Genomic DNA, 18,670 nt, shown 5'->3' with positions numbered 1-18,670 from the left:
CCGCCACGCGGACACGCCAGAACGCCCCCGCACCCCGGGGGCGTTTTGCTTTTTGTAGAAGCATGATTTCACGAACGACTCGCGCGATCGCGCTAGGACTGCTGCTCGTATCGGCGACGGGGGCGTGCGGACGGCGCGCGGTGCCCGTGGCCGACGTGACCCTCCAGACGAAGCCCGTCGCGGAGGTCGCCGTCGCGACCGGGACCGAGCCTCGGGCGCCCGCCGACGACTCCGAGCGCGACGCGGCGGTGCCGGTCTTCGCGACCGATCCCACCGACGGCAACCGCGACGCCCTCGTGACGCTCGTGGAGTTCTCCGACCTCCAGTGCCCGTTCTGCGGACGCGCGGCCAGCACGGTCGACGCGCTCCGCGAGGCCTACACGCCCGACCAACTCCGCATCGTCTGGCGGCACTACCCCCTGCCGTTCCACCCGTTCGCGCGGCCGCTGGCCGAGGCGGGCGTGGGCGTGCTCGAGCTTGGCGGCTCTCCGGCGTTCTTCCGCTACCAGCGCGAGGCGTTCGCTGCCCTCGGACGCGCGGGCGGCCTGACCGCCGCGTCGCCTCGCCACTTCGCAGAGGGCGCGGGCGTGAGCGGCGACGCGATCGACGACGGGCTGCGCGACCACCGCTGGGCGGCCACGGTCGACCGCGACCTGGACGTCGGCCAGCGGCTCGGGGTGAACGGCACTCCGGCGTTCTTCATCAACGGCGTCGCCCTCGGCGGAGCCCAGCCGCTCGAGAAGTTCAAGGAGGTCATCGACACGGAGCTCGCGCGCGCGAAGGCGCTCGTCGCCGAGGGGACTCCCCGCCGTTCCGTGTATGTTGCAGCGACCAAGACGGGCTTCACGCCGCCGAAGAGGGAAGAGCCGGAGGCCGAACCGCCGCCCGACCTCACGGTTTACAAGGTGCCCGTCGGCAACAGCCCATCGCTGGGTCCGCAGACGGCGCTCGTCACGATCGTGGAGTTCTCCGACTTCCAGTGCCCCTACTGCAAGCGCGTCGAGCCCACCCTCACGGAGGTGCGCCGGCACTACGGCGACAAGGTGCGGTTGGTGTGGAAAGACATGCCGCTGCCCTTCCACTCGCGCGCGGTGCCCGCCGCGATCCTCGCGCGCGAGGCGCGCGCCCAGCGGGGTGACGCGGCGTTCTGGGACATGCACGGGCGGCTCTACGCCGACCAGACGAACCTCGAAGAGGCGGGGCTCCTGGCGCTCGCGCGGCAGGCGAAGCTCGACACGGGGCGCGTCTCGAGGGCGCTCGCGCAGAAGAGCCACCTGGCGGCGATCGAGGCCGACATGGACGCCGGCGACGACGTGAACGCGTCGGGCACGCCGCACTTCTTCATCAACGGGCGACGGCTCGTGGGCGCGCAGCCCCTCGAGAAGTTCAAGGAGATCATCGACGTCGAGCTCGCCCGCGCCGAGGCCCAGGTCCGCGCGGGCACCCCCGCCTCGGGTGTGTACGCAGAGCTGCAGAAGAGCGCGCAGCTCACCACTCCTCCGGTCGTGAAGAAGACCGTGGCTAGCGATCCGCAGGCGCCGTTCCGCGGCGCGGCCGGAGCGAAGGTCACCATCCTCGAGTTCTCGGACCTCCAGTGCCCCTTCTGCCGGCGGGTGGAGCCGACGCTCGACGAGGTGCTGAAGGCGTTCCCAGGGAAGGTGCGCGTCGAGTGGCGCAATCTGCCGCTCGCGATGCACGCCGACGCCGAGCTCGCCGCGGAGGCCGCCCTCGAGGCGAAGAAGCAGAAGGGCAACGCGGGGTTCTTCAAGATGCAGAAGCTCATCTTCGACGGCCAGGGTCAGCCCGACGGCCTGAAGCGCGACGCGCTCGACGGGTACGCCCGCACCGTGGGGCTCGATCCGACCAAGTTCGCGGCGGCCCTCGACGGTCACGTGCATCTCGCAGCTATCCAGCGCGACAAGGCCGCGGCGAGCGCGGCGGGCATCTCCGGCACGCCGGCCTTCTTGGTGAACGGGGTGTACCTCTCCGGCGCGCAGCCCTACAGGCGCTTTCGGCGGGTCGTGCAGGCCGCGCTCTCCGGGAAGCCGTGAGCCGTGCTATTCGAGCGAACGTGAAGCCCGGCCCAGGTCTCCTCGCCCCGCGCGCCCCGCGCGCCCCGCGCGTGCGGGGAGTCGCCGCGCGCGTCGCGCTGACCCTCGCGGCGGCCTGCACAATCACCCTCGCCTCCGGCGACGCGCGGGCGTTCGAGAAGCAGCATCACCTCGGCCTCTCGCCCGGGCTCGCCGTGCTCAAGGTGGACAACAAGTCGACCGCGAGCGTGGGCGCGGGCCTGTCCATCCACTACGCGTACGGGCTCACCGACCAGTTCAATTTCCTCGCCGAGGGCGGCAGCCACGTGGTCGCCGCCAACCAGGAGCGCGACACGCCCGACACGCCGAGCACGTTCCCGGCCCGGGTCGACCACCTGGGCGTGGGCGTCGGCTACGTGCTCGACGTGCTCCGCTGGGTGCCCTATTTCGGAGTGCTCGGGCAGGGCTATCTGCTGAGCGGCGGTACGCTCGAGGGCAACGTGGGCGCGGCCGGTGTGGCCATCGCGGCCGGCCTCGACTACCAGCTAGGCCGACGCTTCGCCGTGGGCCTCGCCTTCCGACAGCACTTCATCGCGACGGAGCTCTCTACCTACCCCACGTACACGGTCGCGCAGCTGCGCGCCGAGTACGTGTGGGGCTACTAGTCCCCGAGTCGTGGTTCGTATCAGAAGTCCGGGCGGGCCCGTCCTCGGACGTCGTTCCGCGCGGTGGAGGCGGCGCTTTGCGCTCAGGGGACAGTGGTTTCGGGGGTGACCGCGCGAGAACGCCGACCCTCGAACATGGGTATCCTGCCACCGCCGCCGAATACGGGACACCCCCTCGCTCCCTTGTGGCGAAAGGCCGAGCCGCGCGACTTCTGGAAGGGAGATCACGCTGCCAGGGGACTAGCCCGAGGCGCTACTCACCCGAGGCGACCGGCGCGCCCGGTATGCGGGCGGAGCGACTACTTCGACGTTCCGGTCGGGACCGGCGGGGGCGTGCCCGTCGCCGAAGTCGTGGTGGTCGTGGTGGGGACGGTCGTGGTCGTGGAGCCGCACTGCCCTTTGGCCCCTCGGGAGCTCGCCTGGCACTGGCAGAGGCTCAGCGCCTCCGACTGCGCCTTGCACGCGGTGCCGCTGGAGAACTTGCCGGACTGGCAAGTAGAGTTGGCCACCTGACAGTCGGCCATGGCGTCGAACTCGGTGCTGCAGCCGTAGGCCGAGGCCTCGTTCTTCTGCTCGTCGACCTGGGCCACGCAGGCGGCGCGGTCCTTGTCGTTGCCGCCAATACAGCCCTGCGCCTTGTCGCAGAAGTCAGTGAAAGAAGAGGAGCACGCCGGGAGCGCACCGAGCCCGGCCAGCGCGACCAGCGCCAGCACCCCACCGAGCCACGTCGATCGGACCGTCGTCATGTGTTTCCCTCGCAATCGCAATCTCAGTGCTTCGGCGGTGGTGGGCGCTTCCGGCGTCACGGCGCGCGCCTTCAGTTGCACTTGTTCTGGGCCCCGCGATAGCCCGCCTGGCACTCGCAGAGGCTCAACACCTTGGACGCCGCGCTGCACGCGCTGCCCGACGTGAAGCTGCCGCTCTGGCAGGTCGTGCTCGTGTCGAGGCACTCGGAGTACGCCTTGTAGGCGTCTTGGCATCCGTAGGCGGCGGCCTCCGCCTTGTCGCCCTCGCGGTCGGCCACGCACGCGTTGCGATCTTTGTCGTTCTCTGCGCGACACGCGACCTTCTTGTCGCAGTAGTCGGTGAACTCGGAGGTGCACGCGATGAGCGTGAGGCCCAGCAGGCCCGCGGCGAAGAGGCTCAATCGTGCTGCTGCCATGGTCATCTCCATCCCTCTGGCGCGGAGTCTAGCGTCGTCCGCACGCCACCGCAAGACCGTCCGAGGCGCGCTCTCCGAGACGCACTTGACCCATGTCACTCTTGCGGGGAGGCGGGCGCGGGCGCCTCGTGGAGGCCGAAGCCGTCGTGCAGTGTGCGGACGGCGAGCTCTGTGTACTTTGCATGCACGATGCAGGAGATCTTGATCTCGCTGGTCGTGATGGCTTGAATGTTGATTCCGCAGCCCGCGAGGAGCTGGAACATCTTCGCGGCGACCCCCGCGTGCGAGCGCATGCCGAGCCCCACGATGCTCACCTTGACGATGTCCTCGTCGTAGCGGACCGCGCTGGCCCCCACGTGCTGCGCCACCGCGTCGATGATCGGCTTGGCGCGCGCGAGCTCGGTCTTGGAGACCGTGAAGGTCACGTCGGCGCGCGCGCCGTCGCTCGCGGTGTTCGGGGCGCTCTGGATGATCATGTCGACGCCAACGTTCGCCTCGGCCAGCGCGGCGAACACCTCGGCGACGACGCCGGGGCGATCGGCGACGCCCACGAGGTGCACTCGGGCGTCGTTCTTGTCGTAGGCGACGCCCGCGACGACCACCTCCTCGAGCGACTTGTCCTCGCGCGTCACCCAGGTGCCGGGGGCCTCCGAGAACGAGCTGCGAACGTGGACAGGCACGCCGTACTTCATCGCGATCTCCACGCTCCGAATCTGGAGCACCTTGGCGCCGAGCGACGCGAGCTCGAGCATCTCCTCGTACGAGATTCGGCCGATCTTCCGGGCCGATGGGCACATGTTGGGGTCGGTCGTGTACACGCCGTCGACGTCGGTGAAGATCTCGCAGGCGTCGGCGCCTATGGCGGCCGCGATCGCCACCGCCGAGGTGTCGGACCCGCCGCGCCCGAGGGTCGTGATGTTGCCCTCGGCGTCGACCCCCTGGAAGCCCGCGACGACCGCGATCTCGCCGTCCGCGAGCGCCGCCGTGATCCTCGAGTGATCGATGGACTTGATGCGCGCCTTGGTGAAGGCCGCGTCGGTGAGCACGCGCACCTGATGCCCGAGGAGCGAGCGGGCGCGGCCGCCCTCGGCGCAGATGGCGAGCGCCGTGAGCCCCGCGGTGACCTGCTCGCCGGTCGCCGCGATCGCGTCCATCTCACGAGCCTCGGGCACCTGGGTTATCTGGTGGGCGAGGCCGAGCAGCCGGTTGGTCTCGCCGCTCATCGCGCTCACGATGACCACGACGCGGTTGCCCGCGCGCTGGGCCGCGAGGCAGCGGCGCGCCACGTTCTGGATTCGCTCGACCGAGCCGACCGACGTGCCACCGAACTTCTGAACCAGGAGAGCCACGGCCGCCTTCTACACCGACGCCCCGCAGAGCGCGAGCGCATGAAAGACGTGGCGCGAGACGCCCCGCCCTACGGCCCCGCGGTCGATCGACCTGCGGGGGTGAGTCGGTGCCGAGTCAGCGCCCCTCGGCCAGCGGCTTGGAGACGACCGCGTCGGCCCCCTCGCTGATCTCGAGCAGGGTGTTGGCCTTGAGGCCACGCGTGAGGGTCTGCGTGGTGCGCTCGCCATTCGGCCAGCGGACCGTGATCTCCGTGATGGCGCACGCGTCGCCGAGGCCGAAGGTGAGCACGCTGTCGTGCTGGAGGCCGAAGTGGCCATACCCACCGGAGACCTCCTGCACCTGGCTGCCTGCGGCGGTCTTCACGGTGACCCGCGCGCCGATGCCTGCGCGGTTGCTCTTGCCGGCGCCGCCGCCGACGAGCTTCACGCGCACCAGGTTTCGCTTGTGGCCAACCTGGTTGCGATAGATTTTGATCGCCGGGGTGCTCGGGCACTTGAGGTCGCCGCTGCACCGCGCGACGCTGGTCGCGACGATGAGATCGAGGTCCCCGTCGCCGTCGATGTCGGCCGCCGAGACGCCGACCGCGTGGTAGTGGTCGATCCCCACGTCGCGCGCCAGCTCGCGGAATTTCTTGTCCGGCTCCTGGTGGAAGAGGAGCCCGTAGGTCTCGGGGTAGTCGGAGGAGCCGACGAACACGTCGTTCCGCCCGTCGGCGTCGTAGTCGAACGCGGCGGCGACGATGTCGCCCTCGTTCCAGTCGGAGATGGTGTGCTTGCGCCCCAGGCCCGAGACCTCGTTCGGGACGCGGACGAACTTTCCAGTCCCGTCGTTGCGGAGCATCTGCGACGAATCCGAGGACTGCCCAATATGCCAGTGCTTGATCTCGGCGTGGAAGGCGTCGAGGGCGCCGTCGCCGTCCAGATCGGCGCAGACGGTGCTGAAGGTGTTGCCGCCGTTGCGCGCGGGCTGGTCGTCGAACCCGGGGCTCCACGCGCCGTTGGTGCAGCCCACCCTGGGGGAGGGCACGTCGCTCGGGCACTTCCCCGAGTTCGTCGAGCAGTAGCAACGATAGAACTCGTTGTCGTTGAACGTCACGGTGTCGTCCGCCGCGAACGGCGTGCCCTCGCCGACCTCGACGAACTTGCCATTCCCATCGTTCTTCCAGAGCTCATTCCACTGGCGCCCGTACGCGCTCACCATGAGGTCGGTGTCGCCGTCGCCGTCGACGTCGCACGCGGTGACGCCGTACGTGGCGCGCCGTGTCTTGCCGGCGAGGAAGGCGTCCTGATCGCCGCCGGCCGCGGGCTTCGGCCGCAGCACGCCAGACGACTCGGCCTCGTCGGTGAACGAGCCGTCGCCGGCGCCCTTGTAGAGAAAGTTGCCCGCACCCTGGATGCCGCTCGCGTAGAAGGTGCCCAGGAACACGTCGAGCTTCCCGTCGCGGTCGGCGTCGAGGAAGGCGGCCGATGTCGTGGGGAGTCGAGCGTCCTGCATGGGCCCGGCTTCGGCGAAGGTGAAGTGCCCCTTGCCGTCGTTCAGCCGCACCTCGTTGCGGTCGCCCTTGGCCGCGGCGTCTTCCTTGCCGTCGAGGTACACGCCCTCGAAGGCGTCGAGATCGCCGTCGTTGTCGACGTCGCCGAACACCGTGAGGTGGCCAAGGCGGCCCGAGCCGGAGGCCTCGCGCGAGTCGAGAAAACCGCTCTTCGCGGTCTCGTCGACGAACTTCCCGCCGCGGTTCATGAGCACCTTGACGATGCCCTCGCGCTTGCCGCCGAAGTTGTGCACCACGAGGTCGGGCAGACCGTCGCCGTCGAGATCGGCCGTGGTCACCCGGCCGCCGGTCACGCCGGTGAGGCCCACCTCGGCCGTGACGTCGACGAAGTGCCCACCCTCGGGGAGCGCGGCGGGCGGCTTGCAGATCGCGGGCGCCTCCGGCGGCGGGCTCGGCGCGGGCTCGGTCGTGGGGGTGGCGGCGCATGCCGCGAGCGCGGGCGCGAGCGACGCGAGCGACGCGACGAGGGCGGCGCGCCAGGCGCGCGGCGAGGACTGGCGGGGGAGACGCATGACCGGCGAGCGTAGCGCGTCGCCGGGCGATGGCCACTCTGCAGCCCCGAACGGGCGCGTTTCGCGTTTCGCGTTTCGCGGCGCGGCGCGGCGCGGCGGGGTGGTGTAGGTTTCGCCGGATGGCTCTCTCCCCTCGCCCCGCGCGCCTCTTCGCCTGGCTCGTTGCCGGCACGACCGCCTGCGGCGGCGGCGGCGGAAAGGCGCCCGGGTTTAATCCGCGCGAAGAGGGCTGCGCCGTGCAGGTCTCCAGCGACGCGCCGCGCGTGCAGAGCGAGAACATCGGCACGGTGAGCGCGCGGTGCGATCTCGAGGTCTCGGCGGAAGACTGCCTCCGCACCCTCAAGGACGAGGTGTGCAAGGCGGGGGGCGATCGGGTGTGGGGAGTCGACAAGCCCACCATCGCGGACGGCAAGCAGCGACTCTCGGGCCGGGCGGCGCGCACGACGACCGCGAAGAAGAAGTAGCCGCGCGTCCGTTCGCGCTCAGTTCGCGCGCATCTTCGCGAGCGTGCTCCGGGCGACCTCGAGCTCCCCACGGAGCGCGATGGCGAGGCTCGGCCGCCCCCCCTCGCTGCGCTTGAGGAAGGCCTCGAGGTAGCGGCGGGCCTCGGTCCAGTCGCCCATCGCGTACGCGAGCTGCCCGAGCACGAAGCGGCCATAACCCTGGCCACACGGCGCGGCGACGAGCTCGCTGAAGGTCTGCGTGAGGTTGGGCTGAGGCTCGCCCGCCGAGAGCCTCGCCAGCGCGAGGTGCGCGCGGAAGAGCGGCTTGTCGGTCGTGCCCCAGCGCGCTGCGCGCTCGAAGGCCGCGGTGGCCTCGCGGTATCGACCCGCGAGAAACAGCGCGCTGCCGAGGGTCCACTGGTGAAAGGGCCGGCGGGCGGCGGGCCCGCTCCGGGCGGCGCGCCGCAGGTGCACGAGCCCCTCGTCGAGGAGGCCGGCCGCGAGGGCCGCCCGCGCCGCGTCTTGGGCGAGCACGTCGGGGAGCACCTCGAGCTCGAGCGCCTGCTTCGCGACCTCGAGCGCGAGCTCGAACCGCTCGACCTCGAAATGAGCCAAATACAGCTGCCGCAGCAGCATCGCGTGGGTGGTGCGGTCGAGGCGGCTGCGGGCGGCGAGGCCCCGCCGAGCGTACAAGCCTCGCGAGCGCGGGGTGCGCGCCGCCATGGCGAGCCTCAGACAGTCTTCCGGAGTGGCGCGAGGCAACATCCAGGAACGAGTGTAGCATTCACCTAAATTAGTGCCACGATTTCAAGCTATTTTCTCGAGCTTCGCACATTGGCCCGCGGGAGCGACCGGCACCGGCTCCCCTCTTCGGCGCCGAGGGGATATCAGTAGGGCATGCTCGCCCGCCCCGGCCCGACGCGCCCCTGGCAGACGCCGCTCCGGCCCTCGATCCCCCGCGCCCCCGGCGCGAGGCTCGCCGCCCCGGTCTTCGCCGCGCTCCTGGCGGCGTGCGGCCACCCCGCCACGGAGGCGGAGTGTCGGCTCATGGTCGACCGGAACGTCGAGCTGCAGGTCGCCGGCATGCTGACCCCGCCCCCGGACCTCGAGAAAGAGAAGCAGCGGGTGCGGGCCGAGATGGATGGCGTGCTGAAAGGCTGCGTGGGCCGTCGCATCACCGACCGCATGCTGAGGTGCGTGCAGGGCGCGAAGAGCGTGAAGGAGATCGATCAGTGCACGCGCTGAGCGGGCGACTCGCGCCGCGGGCTGCTTCGGCCCGAGGGCAGCGGCGAGCTCGCGCGGTCAGCAGCGCGGTCAGCAGCCGGGATAGGCGCGCCGATAGCGTCTGAGCGCTTCGAGGAAGTAGTAGTCCCCGAACATGAGCGAGAGCTGCGGGAGGTTCCACGACACCGTCGCGGCCGCGAGGACACCGCGATGCGGCGAGTCCTTCGCGAGATAGGCGAGCTTCCCGTTGGAGTCACGGAACGTGAGGAGCGAACGCAAGATGTTCTCGGCGCCTGCGAGGTATCTCGCTCGATGGGCCGGCGTCGACGCCAACGTGGAGAGCTCCAGGAGCCCCGAGGCGGCCACGGCCGCGGCCGACGAGTCCCGCTCGGTGAATGTTCGGAGCGCGGGCTTCCGGTCGCCGAAGACACGGTCCTTGTTCGCGTCGGCGAACGGGCCGGCGGGCTCGCCCGTGGCGGCGTCGAAGTCGGTGGGCGGCACGAAATCGCCTGCGCGCTGGTTGTAGGGGTCCGCCGCGTAGTCGTTGGGGAGGTGGGCGAGGAAGTAGTCCGCGATCTTCTCCGCGACCGCGAGGAAGCGCTGCGGCGACACCGAAGGATCGTCCTTCGTATACCGATAGACCTCGGTGAACCCGTAGAGGCCCCACGCCTGTCCTCGCGACCAGGTGCTCTCGCTCGCGTACCCCTGGTCGGTGATCTTGGAATACACCTTCCCGTCGCGCGGTGTGCCGGAGGTGCCGTCGTTGTACTGGACGATATGGTAGATGCTGCCGTCCGCGCGGACGTTCCCGGCGAGCACCGTGAGCGAGTGGGCCACGCCGTGATCGAAGAGCGTCTTCACCGGGCCCGTGGTCGGCCGCCCGCTGATGTCCCACGCCTCGAAGAGGAGCGGCACGTTCACCATACCGTCGATGTAAACGGGATACGGCCCCGGAGGGTAGTCGTCGAGCGAGCGCAGCGCGCCGACAGGAATGCCGCCCTGATCGAAGCGCCTGTCGAGCGTGGTCGCCGCCTGCACGAGCACCTCGCGGGCGCGCCGCCGGTACGACGAGTCGGCGTCGTCTGCCTGGGCCAAGAGATGGAGTCCGTCGCCGAAGCTGCGGAGGAATCGGCCTCCGATATCGTAGTCGAGGGGGTTCGACTTCAGCGACTCGATGCCGGCCGTCCACTCCTTGGCGTAGCCCAACATCTCCTGGCTGCCCGTCGCGGCGTAGAGCTGCCAGAAGGTCCCCGCGAAGTAGCCGCTGCGCCAGTCGGTCGCGCGGCTGTTCACGAGGGGAGACGAGCGGGGCGAGAGGTCCCACTGACCCAGGTTGGGGCCGCTCGAGTAGGTGAACGACGGGTAGTACGTGGCGTAGTCGGTGGGGTGCGCGCGCTTCACGTACGCGACGGTCGCGAGCATCCGCGTGGTCGCGAAGGCGAGGGTGTCGGCGACGTCGAGGCAGGCGGCACCTCCGGGCACGGCGCCGTCCGTCCCGACGGGCGGCGAGCTGGACGAGGTGGACGGGCTAGGCGGGCTGGGCGGGCTGGGATCCGTGGGCGCGACCCCCGAAGGGGTCGCCTCGCAGCCCACGAACAAGCACGCCGTCACCACGAGGAGTCGACGGGTCATTTCGGACGAGTGTAGGCCTCACCGACCCCCGCGTCTGCTCAGAAGAAGCTCGCGGGGAACGCCTTCGGATCTTGCGGATCGGCGGCGAACTTCTTGTCGTTCACCGTGGTGGGCAGGGTCGTCGCCTTCGTGTCGTTGGCGATGAGCCCCTTCACGAAGTCGGTGAAGAGCGGATCGCCGCCCCCGCCGTCGCCCGCGTCGGTCGGAGGCGGAGGCGGAGGCGCGTCGGTGGGCGCGGGGGCGTCGGGCCGCGCGATGCCCGAGTCCGGCAGGACCCCCTGATCGTCGTCACCGCAGGCCACGAGCGAGGTCGAGGCGACGAGCGTGAGCGCGAGCAAGGCGCGAGGCCAAGGGAGAGCGCGCATCTCAGCCTCCCGCGCCCGGGTTGGGCGTGTTGAGGTAGGGGAAGGTGCGCTGGAACTGCCCGTCGTGCTGGCCGACCGTGTCGCCGAACGGGAAGTTACCGGCGGGAGCCGCGCCGTCGGGGAGCAGGTAGCCCATCACCACGCGGAGCGCGATGTCGACCACGTCGTCGCCCGGGCGGCGGCCGTTGGGGAAGCCTGCCGGATCGCACGACGGGAGCGCGGTGTCGAGCACCTTGCCCTCGGTCGCGGGGTTCGGTGCGGGCTTGAAGCAGCCGGCGGCGCCGAGGCCTGCCGCCGTGGGCGAAGCGCTCGCGCGGAACTGCGTGGTGAGCCCCGCGTGCGGCAGCGCCGTGTTGAGGCGGAGCATCTCGGCGACGGCCGAGGTGCCGGGGAACTTGTTGACGTTCGGCACGCCGGTGAGGAACGCCGCCACGAGATCGGCCCGCGGGAACGCCGTGGGCGCCTGCACCGTGGGTCCGAACAAGACCTCGACGAGCGCGGGGAGCGTGGGGTGCGTCACGTAGTCGGCGAACTGCGCGTCGTCCTTCGGTTCGGCGGAGTTGAAGCGGTCCTTGTCCTTGATGCCGATGACCACCTCGTTGACGAGCGGGCTGCCGAGGCGCGAGACCTGCGCCCACGCGCCGCCCTCTTTCGTCGGCTTGCCGTAGCTCGGCTGCGGGTTGATGACCCGCGCCTGGCGCACGCTCGCCGTGGACCAGCCGCCGATGACGTCGCCCGCCGCGCCCTTCAGGCACGCGATGGGCACCTCGACGGCGATCGTGGTGACGTTCATGTTGGCGATCGGGTTCGGGTTCGGCGAGGTGACGTCGGTCAGCTGCGCAGCCGAGGCGTTCACCAGGTCGAAGATGTTCCCGAGGAGGACGGCGAAGCCCTCCTGGCGCTGGCCGACGAAGATGCGGGCGCTCGTGCCGGCGGGCGCGGTGCAGCCCGGGATGGCGACGTCATAGATGTGCGCGTCGGCGTAGGTCTTGTAGGCCGCGGGCAGGCCGAGCGACTTCGTACCGATGTAGTCAACCGGCTTGATGAACGTGGCGCCGCCGGGGCCGGTGGTCTTCGTGATGTCGGCCGCGGCGCCCGTGCGGCGGTTGCCCCGCACGATCTTGGGGACGAAGGTCTCCTTGACGTTGCGGCGGGGCGCCTCGAACTGGTTCGTCGCGTCGATGCCGCCCGCGTTGACGAGGGGGATCGAGACGGTCTTGGTGGCGCCCGCGGGGCCGATGGGGATCGCGAAGCCGGTCTCGCCGGTGGCGTCGTTCAGCAGGTTGCTGAAGCGAAACTGGAAGGTGAGGTCTTCCTGCGCGTCGCCGGTGTTGTCGATGTGGATCTCGTAGAGGGCCTCCGGATCCATCGTGAAGTAGTTCGGCCCGCCGTACGGGTGCTGGAGCGGGAGGTAGTTGGCGATGAGCGTGACGTAGCCGTCGCGCCCCGCTTCGTAGCTCCGGAACATGTAGAAGTCGGTGTTGTCGACCTTCGGGTTCTTGGTGATGAAGGGCGCCTCGCGGTGGCTGGACGCGCGCGCCTCCTCCGCCGTTCCCAGAACCGTCGCAACACCCAGCGCGGTGCAGGCGCACGCAAGCAGACTCTTTCGCATTGGCATCTCCCGGGAGACCGAAGTCGGTCGAGAGGGAGCGTACGCGAGGATCCGGGCTCGCTCAAACATCGCGCCCCGAGCGACGGTGTCGCGCAAAATTACTTCATCATTTCAAATTGTTACGCACCAATGAGGGCTTCTCGCAGTGTCACGCAAAGCGCCCTACGCACGCGCCCGCCGGCCGCCGGCGCCGTGTGCTAGACGGGCACGATGGGGACAGGAAAGCGAGCGGGCGCGGCGGCGTGGGCGAATGTGGACGGCGCGCGCGCCGCGCGGAGGGACCGGGCCGCGGCCACGTGGATCGCGTGGTGCCTCGTCCTCGCGCTCGGGTGCTCGAAGAAGGACCCAGAGCCGGCGGCGCCGGGCGCCGAAGCAGCGGCCCCCACGCCGACGCCGTCGGCCGCGCCGTCGGCGACCGTCGCGTCGCCCGGGGGCGACGCCGGGGACGAGCCCGTCGATCCCTCGACGCCGGTCGGCGCCCTCAACCTGAGCGAGCGCTTCGCGCGTGAGGCCCAGTCACGCCCGAAGGGGATCGTCCGCGCCGAGGACGTGTTCGAGGCGTTCAAGGCCGCGGGCGCGACGTTCGAGACGCCGAAGCAACACCTCGGCTCGTTCTTCAAAGCCAGCTATTGCGTGGGAACGAAGAACCCGGACACCGCGTTCGTGATCGACCTCTGCGAGTACCCCGACGCGAAGGCCGCGAAGGAGGGCAAGGCGATGTCGCAGAAGAGCCTCGCCGCGATCACCGGGCGGCAGCTCTACGTGAACGGCGGCACGATGCTCACCCTCCGTCTCGGCAAAGAGACGCCGGAGAACCTCGCGCTCGCGAAGAAGCTGGCGGGCGTATTCGCGAAGCTGAAGCCCGCACCGCCGCCCGCGGCCGCGCCCGCACCGGCCGCCTCCGCGAAGCACTGAGCGGGGAGGGCTGCGCGTGCGCCACGCGCCCGCGTCAGGGCAGGAGGCGAACCGCGAGCGCGCGCTCGGCGAGCCATACGAGGGCGAGCGCCGCGATGAGCACCGAACCGCCCTTCAGCACAAGCCATCGGTAGAACCACGTGCGCCGCGCGACGAACGCGAGCGGGAGGAACGCGGCGACGAGCCCGAGCTGCCCGAGCTCGACCCCCAAGTTGAACCCGAGGAGCGAGACGACGAGCGCGCCGCGCCCGAGGTCGAGGTCGTGGAGCGTGGCGGCGAACCCGAAGCCGTGCATGAGGCCGAGCGCGAACGTCGCGAGCCAGCGGCCCTCGCGCAGGAGCGGGAACAGGTTGTTCATCGCCGCGGCCACGACGCTCGCGGCGATGACGGACTCGACGAGCCGCGAGGGCAGCACCACCAGGTCGAGCGCGGCGAGGCTGAGCGTCACGCTGTGGGCGACGGTGAACGCCGTCACGACGCGGAGCACGTCGAGGGCGGCGGGGCGAAAGCGGGCGCGCGGCGCGAACCTCCGGCGGCCGCGTCGACGCACGAGCACCGCGGGCAAGAGCAGCGCGAGGAGGAACAACACATGATCGTAGCCCTGGGCGATGTGCGCCGCGCCCTCGCGCACCATCGCGAGGAACGCGCGCCTCGCAGGCGCCGGGTCCGTGAGATCCACGGTCGCCTCCCGGGCGTCGGTGCGGAGGACCAGCGAGCGCGAGGCGCCCCCGGCGTCGACGCGCACGACGGCGCGGTGCTGAGGATCGCGGGCGAAGAAGAGCCCGTAGCGGAGGACGAGCGCGCGCGGCGTCGCCCCGCACGTGAGGCGCCGCTGGAGCACGAGGTAGGCGCCGTCGGAGTGCCTCGCGATCGCGGGGGGTTCGTCGGCGACGGGCGTGCACTCTACACTCAACTCACCTGTGGCCGCGCCCGAAGCGCCCGCGCGGAGCTCGATCGCCGTCCACGCCGCCGACGCCGCCGCCGGAGCCGCGGCCCGCGCCTCCGCCCAGGTGAGCTCGCCGTCGCCGTCGCGATCGAGGCCGAGCTCGTCGTCGAGATCGCGCAACGCGAGGTCGAGGCGGACGCTCACCTCGGCGCCGCGCGCTGCGACCACGAGGTAGGCGTCGCTGGGCTTGTGCGCCCACGCCGGGCTCGGGAACGCGAACGCGAACGCGAGCGAGAACGCGAGGAGCGCCCCGAACCAGCCGACGAGCGCGACGAGCCGCGCGCGCGTCACTCGAGCTCCCGTCGCAGGCGTTGGAGCGCGGGGTCCTCGCAGCCGCTCGCGACGAGCCACGTGAGGGCCGGGCGCGCGGCGGCGGGCGCTTTGGCGGCGAGCGCGGCCTCCATGAGCACCCGCGCGTCGGGCACCTCGCGCTGCACCTCCCAGTTCGCCTGGGCGAGCTCGAGGGCGCGCGCGCGCTCGGGCGGGTCCCCGAGCGCGACGAGATAACGCGCCTCCTCCCGGCGGTGCACGACGTCCCCGCGGAGCCGGCTCGCGCGAAACCGCTCCCCAAGGAGCGCCGCGTGCGCCTCGGCCCCCGGGGCGTGCTCGATCGCCTCGGCGATCGCAAGTCGTAATAGCAGGAGATCGTTGTCTTCTTTGCCGGAGAGTCGGCGCACCACCTCCGCCGGACGCGCCGCGTCGAGCTCGAGATCCGCGAGCGCGGCGAGCACGTACGGATCGCCCGGCTCGAGCTCGAGCGCCCGCTCCAAGTGACTCCGGCCCGCGTGCACGTCGCCGGCACGCGCGGCGAGCTCGCCCAGGGTCGAGGCCACCCAGGCGCCCTCCTCCGGCGTGGCGAGCCGCGCGTCCTCCGCTGCCCGCGAGAGCCGCGCGTACGCGCCCGCGGCCTGCCCCGTGAGGCTCGCGAGGGTCTCACGACACACCGCCACGACGACCGGCGGGGCGAGGCGCTCGAGCCGCGCGCACGCCGCGCGGGCCTCGGGGTACCGCGCGAGCACCGTCAGCACGACCGCCCGCGTGAGCCAGGCCTGGGCGTCGTCGGGGGCGCGGGCGACGACTCGGTCGAGATCGGCGAGCGCCCCCGGGAAGTCATGCTGGCTCTGGCGGAGCGTGGCCCGCAGCGTGAGCGCCGCGGTGGGTGGCTCCACGGGACCGCCAAAGAGCGGCGCCAGCGCGGCCTCGGCGTAGCCCTGGTACCGTGGATCGGCGCGGGCGCGGGACAGCTCGATCGCGAGCCTGGCGACCCGCACGGCGAGCGCGGCGTCGCGGGGACGCTCGGCGAGGGCGGCGCGGAGCTGGCGGAGCTCCCGCGTGCGGCGCCCCTCGGTCCGCGCGGGGAGTCGCTCGAGCACTTCGTCGTCGAGCGTCGGCACGAAGACGCGCCCCGCGCCCTCGGCGCGGCGCGCGGTCGCCGGGAACGCGAGCACCGCCACCGCTCCGACCCCCGCGAGCCCGGCGAGCCCGAGCGCCAGCTTCACGAGCCGTCGGGCGCGTCTGCGGAGGGGTCCCATGCGAGTCGCAAACTTTGCGTCAGAGTTTGCGGGATGTCGCCTGGCTTTTGCTATCCTTTCGGAAGCCCGCGGGTCGCCGACGCGCCGTGGGGCCGACATCCCCTCAAGGAGCCCCCGTGAAACGCCGCTTGCCCGTGACGCTCGCCGTCCTCGCCGTGCTGATGCTCCTCCCCCTCGCGGCGTGGGCCGACGGCTCCGACACCGCCGCGTTCGAGCGCTACGCCGCGCAGAGCCCGCTCGTCGCCGCAGGCATGTCGTTCGTGTTCGGCTTCATCAGCGCGCTGACGCCGTGTGTGTTCCCGATGGTGCCCATCACGGTCGCGATCTTCGGCGCGACCGAGTCGCCGTCTCGCCTGCGGGGGGCCGCGCTCTCCGCGACGTTCGTGCTGGGCATCGCGTGCCTCTTCACGCCGCTCGGCGTGGGCGCGGCGCTCTCCGGCCAGCTGATGGGCAGCGCGCTCGCGAACCCGTGGGTCGTGGCGGTGCTCGCGATCGTCTTTTTCGCGCTCTCTTCATCGATGTTCGGCGCCTTCGAGATGGCCCTCCCCTCGAGCATGAACAACCGCCTCGCCAGCGTGGGCGGCGTCGGCTTCAAGGGCGCGTTCGTGCTCGGGCTGGTGATGGGCCTCGTCGCCGCGCCCTGCACGGGCCCCTTCATGACGGGAATGATCACGTGGATCGCCACCAAGGGGAACGTGCCGCTCGGCGCCGTGTGCATGTTCTCGTTCTCGCTCGGGCTCGGGGTCCTGTTCTTCATCGCGGGCACGTTCGCCGTGAACCTGCCGAAGGGCGGCGCCTGGATGATGGGCATCAAGTGGGCGAGCGGCGTCGGTCTCGCCTACATGGCGTTCGCCTACATCCGCGACAGCCAGCCCGCCCTCGCGAAGAAGGTCATTCTCCCGAGCGCGGTGTTCGGCGTGGGGGTCGGCGCGCTCTTCCTCGTGGGCCTCGGCCTCGGCATCGTGCACGTCCTCGCCGAGCGGCGGAAGTCGCCTATCGCGCACCTCTCCCGCCCCATGAAGCTCGCCTCGATCGTGCCGGCCGTGGCGGGCGCGTTCCTCTTCCTCTCGTGGCTCAACACCTCGAAGCCGCTCGAGGTCGACCCCAACGCGCCGAAGATCGAGTGGGCCCAGAAGGAGGCCGCCGAGACCGTCCTGGCCAAGGCGGGCACCGACAAGAAGCCCGTCATGATCGATTTCGGCGCGAGCTGGTGCAAAGCCTGCATGGAGCTCGAAGAGCAGACCTTCCCGGACGCGCGGGTCCGCACCGAGGCCTCGCGCTACTTGGCGATCCACGTCGACGCGACCGACGACGACGACGAGAACGTGAAGAAGCTTCAGGGCAAGTACAAGGTCCGTGGGCTCCCGACCGTCATCCTCCTCGACAGCGCCGGCGCCGAGCAGACCCGCTTCACCGAGTTCGTCGAGCCCGGCAAGTTCGTGGAGGCGTTGAGGAAGGTGAAGTGAGGCGCGGCGGCGTGGGGCGGCGCTGGGGCGGGGTGTGCCACCTCGCGCCCGACGCGTCGGAGGCGTCGCGCTCGCGCGCCGCTGCGCGAGGCAAAATAGCGCGGTGCCCCCGCATTCTCACTCGGCACGGAGGGTGCTAGCTCTCCTCCCGTGGACTCCCCTCCCCCTCCCGATCAGGCCGTGCGCCAGCCCTCACGAGGGTGGCGCTCTCTCTCGCGTGGCGTGTCCGCCGGGCGCGCCGCGTCTGCGTTCGCGTTCAGGGCTGCGCTCGTGTGCCTGCTCGCCGCGCTCAGCCCCGTGGCCTGCTCGCCGAGCTCCGGGCCTAGCGGCGGCTCGTCGCTGGTCGTGGGGGTCACCGGCGAAGACCTGCGCACGCTGCTCGAGAGCGTGAAAGTGACCGCCAAGGTCAACGGCGAGGTCGCGAAAGAGGCGACGGTGGTGCGCGACGGCGATGGGGTGCTCCGGTTCCCCGCCGAGGTCACCCTGGAGGGCGCTCCCGGCGCGCCGGTCGAGGTGACCCTCGTCGGCTACGGCGCGCCGCCCGTGGCGACACGCGGCCCGTCCGATCCCCCGGCCGCCAGCGTGGCGCTGCTGAACAGGCTCGTCACCACGACGATGCCGAAAGAGAAGAGCCTGGTCCGCGTGCAGCTCGACTCGCGCTGCCTGCCGATAGGCACCGACCCCATCCAGTGCCCCGGCGGCACCACGTGCCAGGGAGGGCGCTGCGTGGACGCGGCCGTGTCCGCGTCGTCGCTCGAGCCGTACGCGCCCGATTGGCCCACGAACGCGCCCGATCCTTGCCGCCCCGCCAACGCCGGCCCGCCGGAGATCGCGATCGGCAAGGGTCAGACCGACTACTCGTCGCTCGCGCCCAACGAGACCCTGAAGATGGAGCTCGGCCCGCAAGGCGGACACCACATTTGGATCGCCGTCCGCCTCCGCAACCTGAAGCAGGCGGGCTCGCGGACCGCGCTCTCCGCGGTCCAGCCCACCACGGGCCTGAAGGCCACGCCCACGGCCTTCGTCTTCACGCTCGACACCGACGAGGGCGGGTACTGCAAGCTCTACGGGCTGCGGTTCCAGCTCGACGCGGGCGGCGACCTGGGCACCGCCTACAAGGCGTTCCTCGGCAAGCCGCTCGACGTGACGGTGGAGGTGACCGACGTGGCAGGCCGCACGGCGACGGCCACGCAGCGCGTGAACATCGCCGACAAGCTGCTGTGTCCGGACGGCACGGAGAAGTGCAACACTCCGTAATCACACA

General features: G+C 71.2%; 17 protein-coding genes. 7 read left to right on the top strand and 10 right to left on the bottom strand.

The window, feature by feature from the left end:
• Positions 1 to 62: 62 nt before the first annotated feature.
• Positions 63 to 2,051, top strand: coding sequence for a thioredoxin domain-containing protein (locus IPQ09_19140; GenBank protein ID MBL0196298.1), 1,989 nt, complete (start codon positions 63 to 65; stop codon positions 2,049 to 2,051).
• Positions 2,048 to 2,695: an outer membrane beta-barrel protein gene (locus tag IPQ09_19135; protein ID MBL0196297.1), complete on the top strand. Its 648-nt coding sequence runs from the start codon at positions 2,048 to 2,050 to the stop codon at positions 2,693 to 2,695. Before IPQ09_19140 ends, IPQ09_19135 begins: the two co-directional genes overlap by 4 nt.
• A 299-nt stretch (positions 2,696 to 2,994) precedes the next feature.
• Here the strand turns inward: IPQ09_19135 and IPQ09_19130 are convergent, their stop codons facing one another.
• The 4 genes from IPQ09_19130 to IPQ09_19115 all read right to left on the bottom strand — a co-directional run bounded on the left by IPQ09_19130 (position 2,995) and on the right by IPQ09_19115 (position 7,271).
• Entirely contained in the window at positions 2,995 to 3,441 is a 447-nt protein-coding gene (locus IPQ09_19130) for a hypothetical protein (protein MBL0196296.1), read from the bottom strand.
• A gap of 71 nt (positions 3,442 to 3,512) precedes the next feature.
• The gene (locus IPQ09_19125; protein ID MBL0196295.1) at positions 3,513 to 3,857 is read right to left on the bottom strand and encodes a hypothetical protein; all 345 of its coding nucleotides are present in this window, start codon (positions 3,855 to 3,857) and stop codon (positions 3,513 to 3,515) included.
• 95 nt (positions 3,858 to 3,952) lie between these two features.
• A complete protein-coding gene (locus tag IPQ09_19120; protein ID MBL0196294.1) occupies positions 3,953 to 5,206 on the bottom strand; it encodes an aspartate kinase in 1,254 nt (417 codons plus the stop codon).
• A gap of 115 nt (positions 5,207 to 5,321) precedes the next feature.
• Positions 5,322 to 7,271 (bottom strand): CRTAC1 family protein, encoded by a 1,950-nt coding sequence (locus IPQ09_19115; protein ID MBL0196293.1) that lies wholly within the window; start codon positions 7,269 to 7,271, stop codon positions 5,322 to 5,324.
• Between the two features lie 119 nt (positions 7,272 to 7,390).
• On the opposite strand from IPQ09_19115, the gene IPQ09_19110 reads away from it, so the two are divergent.
• Positions 7,391 to 7,735: a hypothetical protein gene (locus IPQ09_19110; GenBank protein MBL0196292.1), complete on the top strand. Its 345-nt coding sequence runs from the start codon at positions 7,391 to 7,393 to the stop codon at positions 7,733 to 7,735.
• A gap of 18 nt (positions 7,736 to 7,753) precedes the next feature.
• Here the strand turns inward: IPQ09_19110 and IPQ09_19105 are convergent, their stop codons facing one another.
• On the bottom strand, positions 7,754 to 8,437 hold the full coding sequence (locus IPQ09_19105; protein MBL0196291.1) for a tetratricopeptide repeat protein: 684 nt from the start codon (positions 8,435 to 8,437) through the stop codon (positions 7,754 to 7,756).
• A 174-nt stretch (positions 8,438 to 8,611) separates the two neighbouring features.
• On the opposite strand from IPQ09_19105, the gene IPQ09_19100 reads away from it, so the two are divergent.
• Positions 8,612 to 8,959 (top strand): hypothetical protein, encoded by a 348-nt coding sequence (locus IPQ09_19100; protein ID MBL0196290.1) that lies wholly within the window; start codon positions 8,612 to 8,614, stop codon positions 8,957 to 8,959.
• A 69-nt stretch (positions 8,960 to 9,028) separates the two neighbouring features.
• Here IPQ09_19100 and IPQ09_19095 read toward each other — a convergent pair whose 3' ends face one another.
• The 3 genes from IPQ09_19095 to IPQ09_19085 are packed head-to-tail and all read right to left on the bottom strand — an operon-like array spanning position 9,029 to position 12,553.
• Positions 9,029 to 10,570, bottom strand: a complete 1,542-nt coding sequence (locus IPQ09_19095) for a glycoside hydrolase family 88 protein (GenBank protein ID MBL0196289.1) — start codon at positions 10,568 to 10,570, stop codon at positions 9,029 to 9,031.
• A 38-nt stretch (positions 10,571 to 10,608) separates the two neighbouring features.
• Entirely contained in the window at positions 10,609 to 10,935 is a 327-nt protein-coding gene (locus IPQ09_19090; GenBank protein ID MBL0196288.1) for a hypothetical protein, read from the bottom strand.
• 1 nt (position 10,936) lies between these two features.
• Positions 10,937 to 12,553 (bottom strand): DUF4331 domain-containing protein, encoded by a 1,617-nt coding sequence (locus tag IPQ09_19085; GenBank protein ID MBL0196287.1) that lies wholly within the window; start codon positions 12,551 to 12,553, stop codon positions 10,937 to 10,939.
• A 204-nt stretch (positions 12,554 to 12,757) separates the two neighbouring features.
• Between IPQ09_19085 and IPQ09_19080 the strand changes: the two genes are divergently transcribed.
• On the top strand, positions 12,758 to 13,462 hold the full coding sequence (locus IPQ09_19080; protein MBL0196286.1) for a hypothetical protein: 705 nt from the start codon (positions 12,758 to 12,760) through the stop codon (positions 13,460 to 13,462).
• A gap of 34 nt (positions 13,463 to 13,496) precedes the next feature.
• On the opposite strand, the gene IPQ09_19075 is transcribed toward IPQ09_19080, so the two are convergent.
• Together IPQ09_19075 and IPQ09_19070 are read right to left on the bottom strand one after the other, a co-directional pair.
• Positions 13,497 to 14,699, bottom strand: coding sequence for a HupE/UreJ family protein (locus IPQ09_19075; protein MBL0196285.1), 1,203 nt, complete (start codon positions 14,697 to 14,699; stop codon positions 13,497 to 13,499).
• Positions 14,696 to 15,940 carry a tetratricopeptide repeat protein gene (locus IPQ09_19070; GenBank protein MBL0196284.1) on the bottom strand — a complete coding sequence of 415 codons (1,245 nt, stop codon included), beginning with the start codon at positions 15,938 to 15,940 and terminating at the stop codon, positions 14,696 to 14,698. The genes IPQ09_19075 and IPQ09_19070 overlap by 4 nt, the downstream gene beginning before the upstream one ends.
• A gap of 116 nt (positions 15,941 to 16,056) precedes the next feature.
• Between IPQ09_19070 and IPQ09_19065 the strand changes: the two genes are divergently transcribed.
• Positions 16,057 to 17,406: a thioredoxin family protein gene (locus IPQ09_19065; GenBank protein ID MBL0196283.1), complete on the top strand. Its 1,350-nt coding sequence runs from the start codon at positions 16,057 to 16,059 to the stop codon at positions 17,404 to 17,406.
• 222 nt (positions 17,407 to 17,628) lie between these two features.
• Positions 17,629 to 18,663, top strand: coding sequence for a hypothetical protein (locus IPQ09_19060; protein ID MBL0196282.1), 1,035 nt, complete (start codon positions 17,629 to 17,631; stop codon positions 18,661 to 18,663).
• The last annotated feature ends 7 nt before the right edge of the window (positions 18,664 to 18,670 follow it).

The organism is Myxococcales bacterium, assembly GCA_016720545.1.
Lineage (GTDB): Bacteria > Myxococcota_A > Polyangia > Polyangiales > Polyangiaceae > JAAFHV01.
The sequence above is the reverse complement of the archived record's forward strand: the minus strand, read 5'-3'. Positions and strand labels throughout refer to the sequence as shown.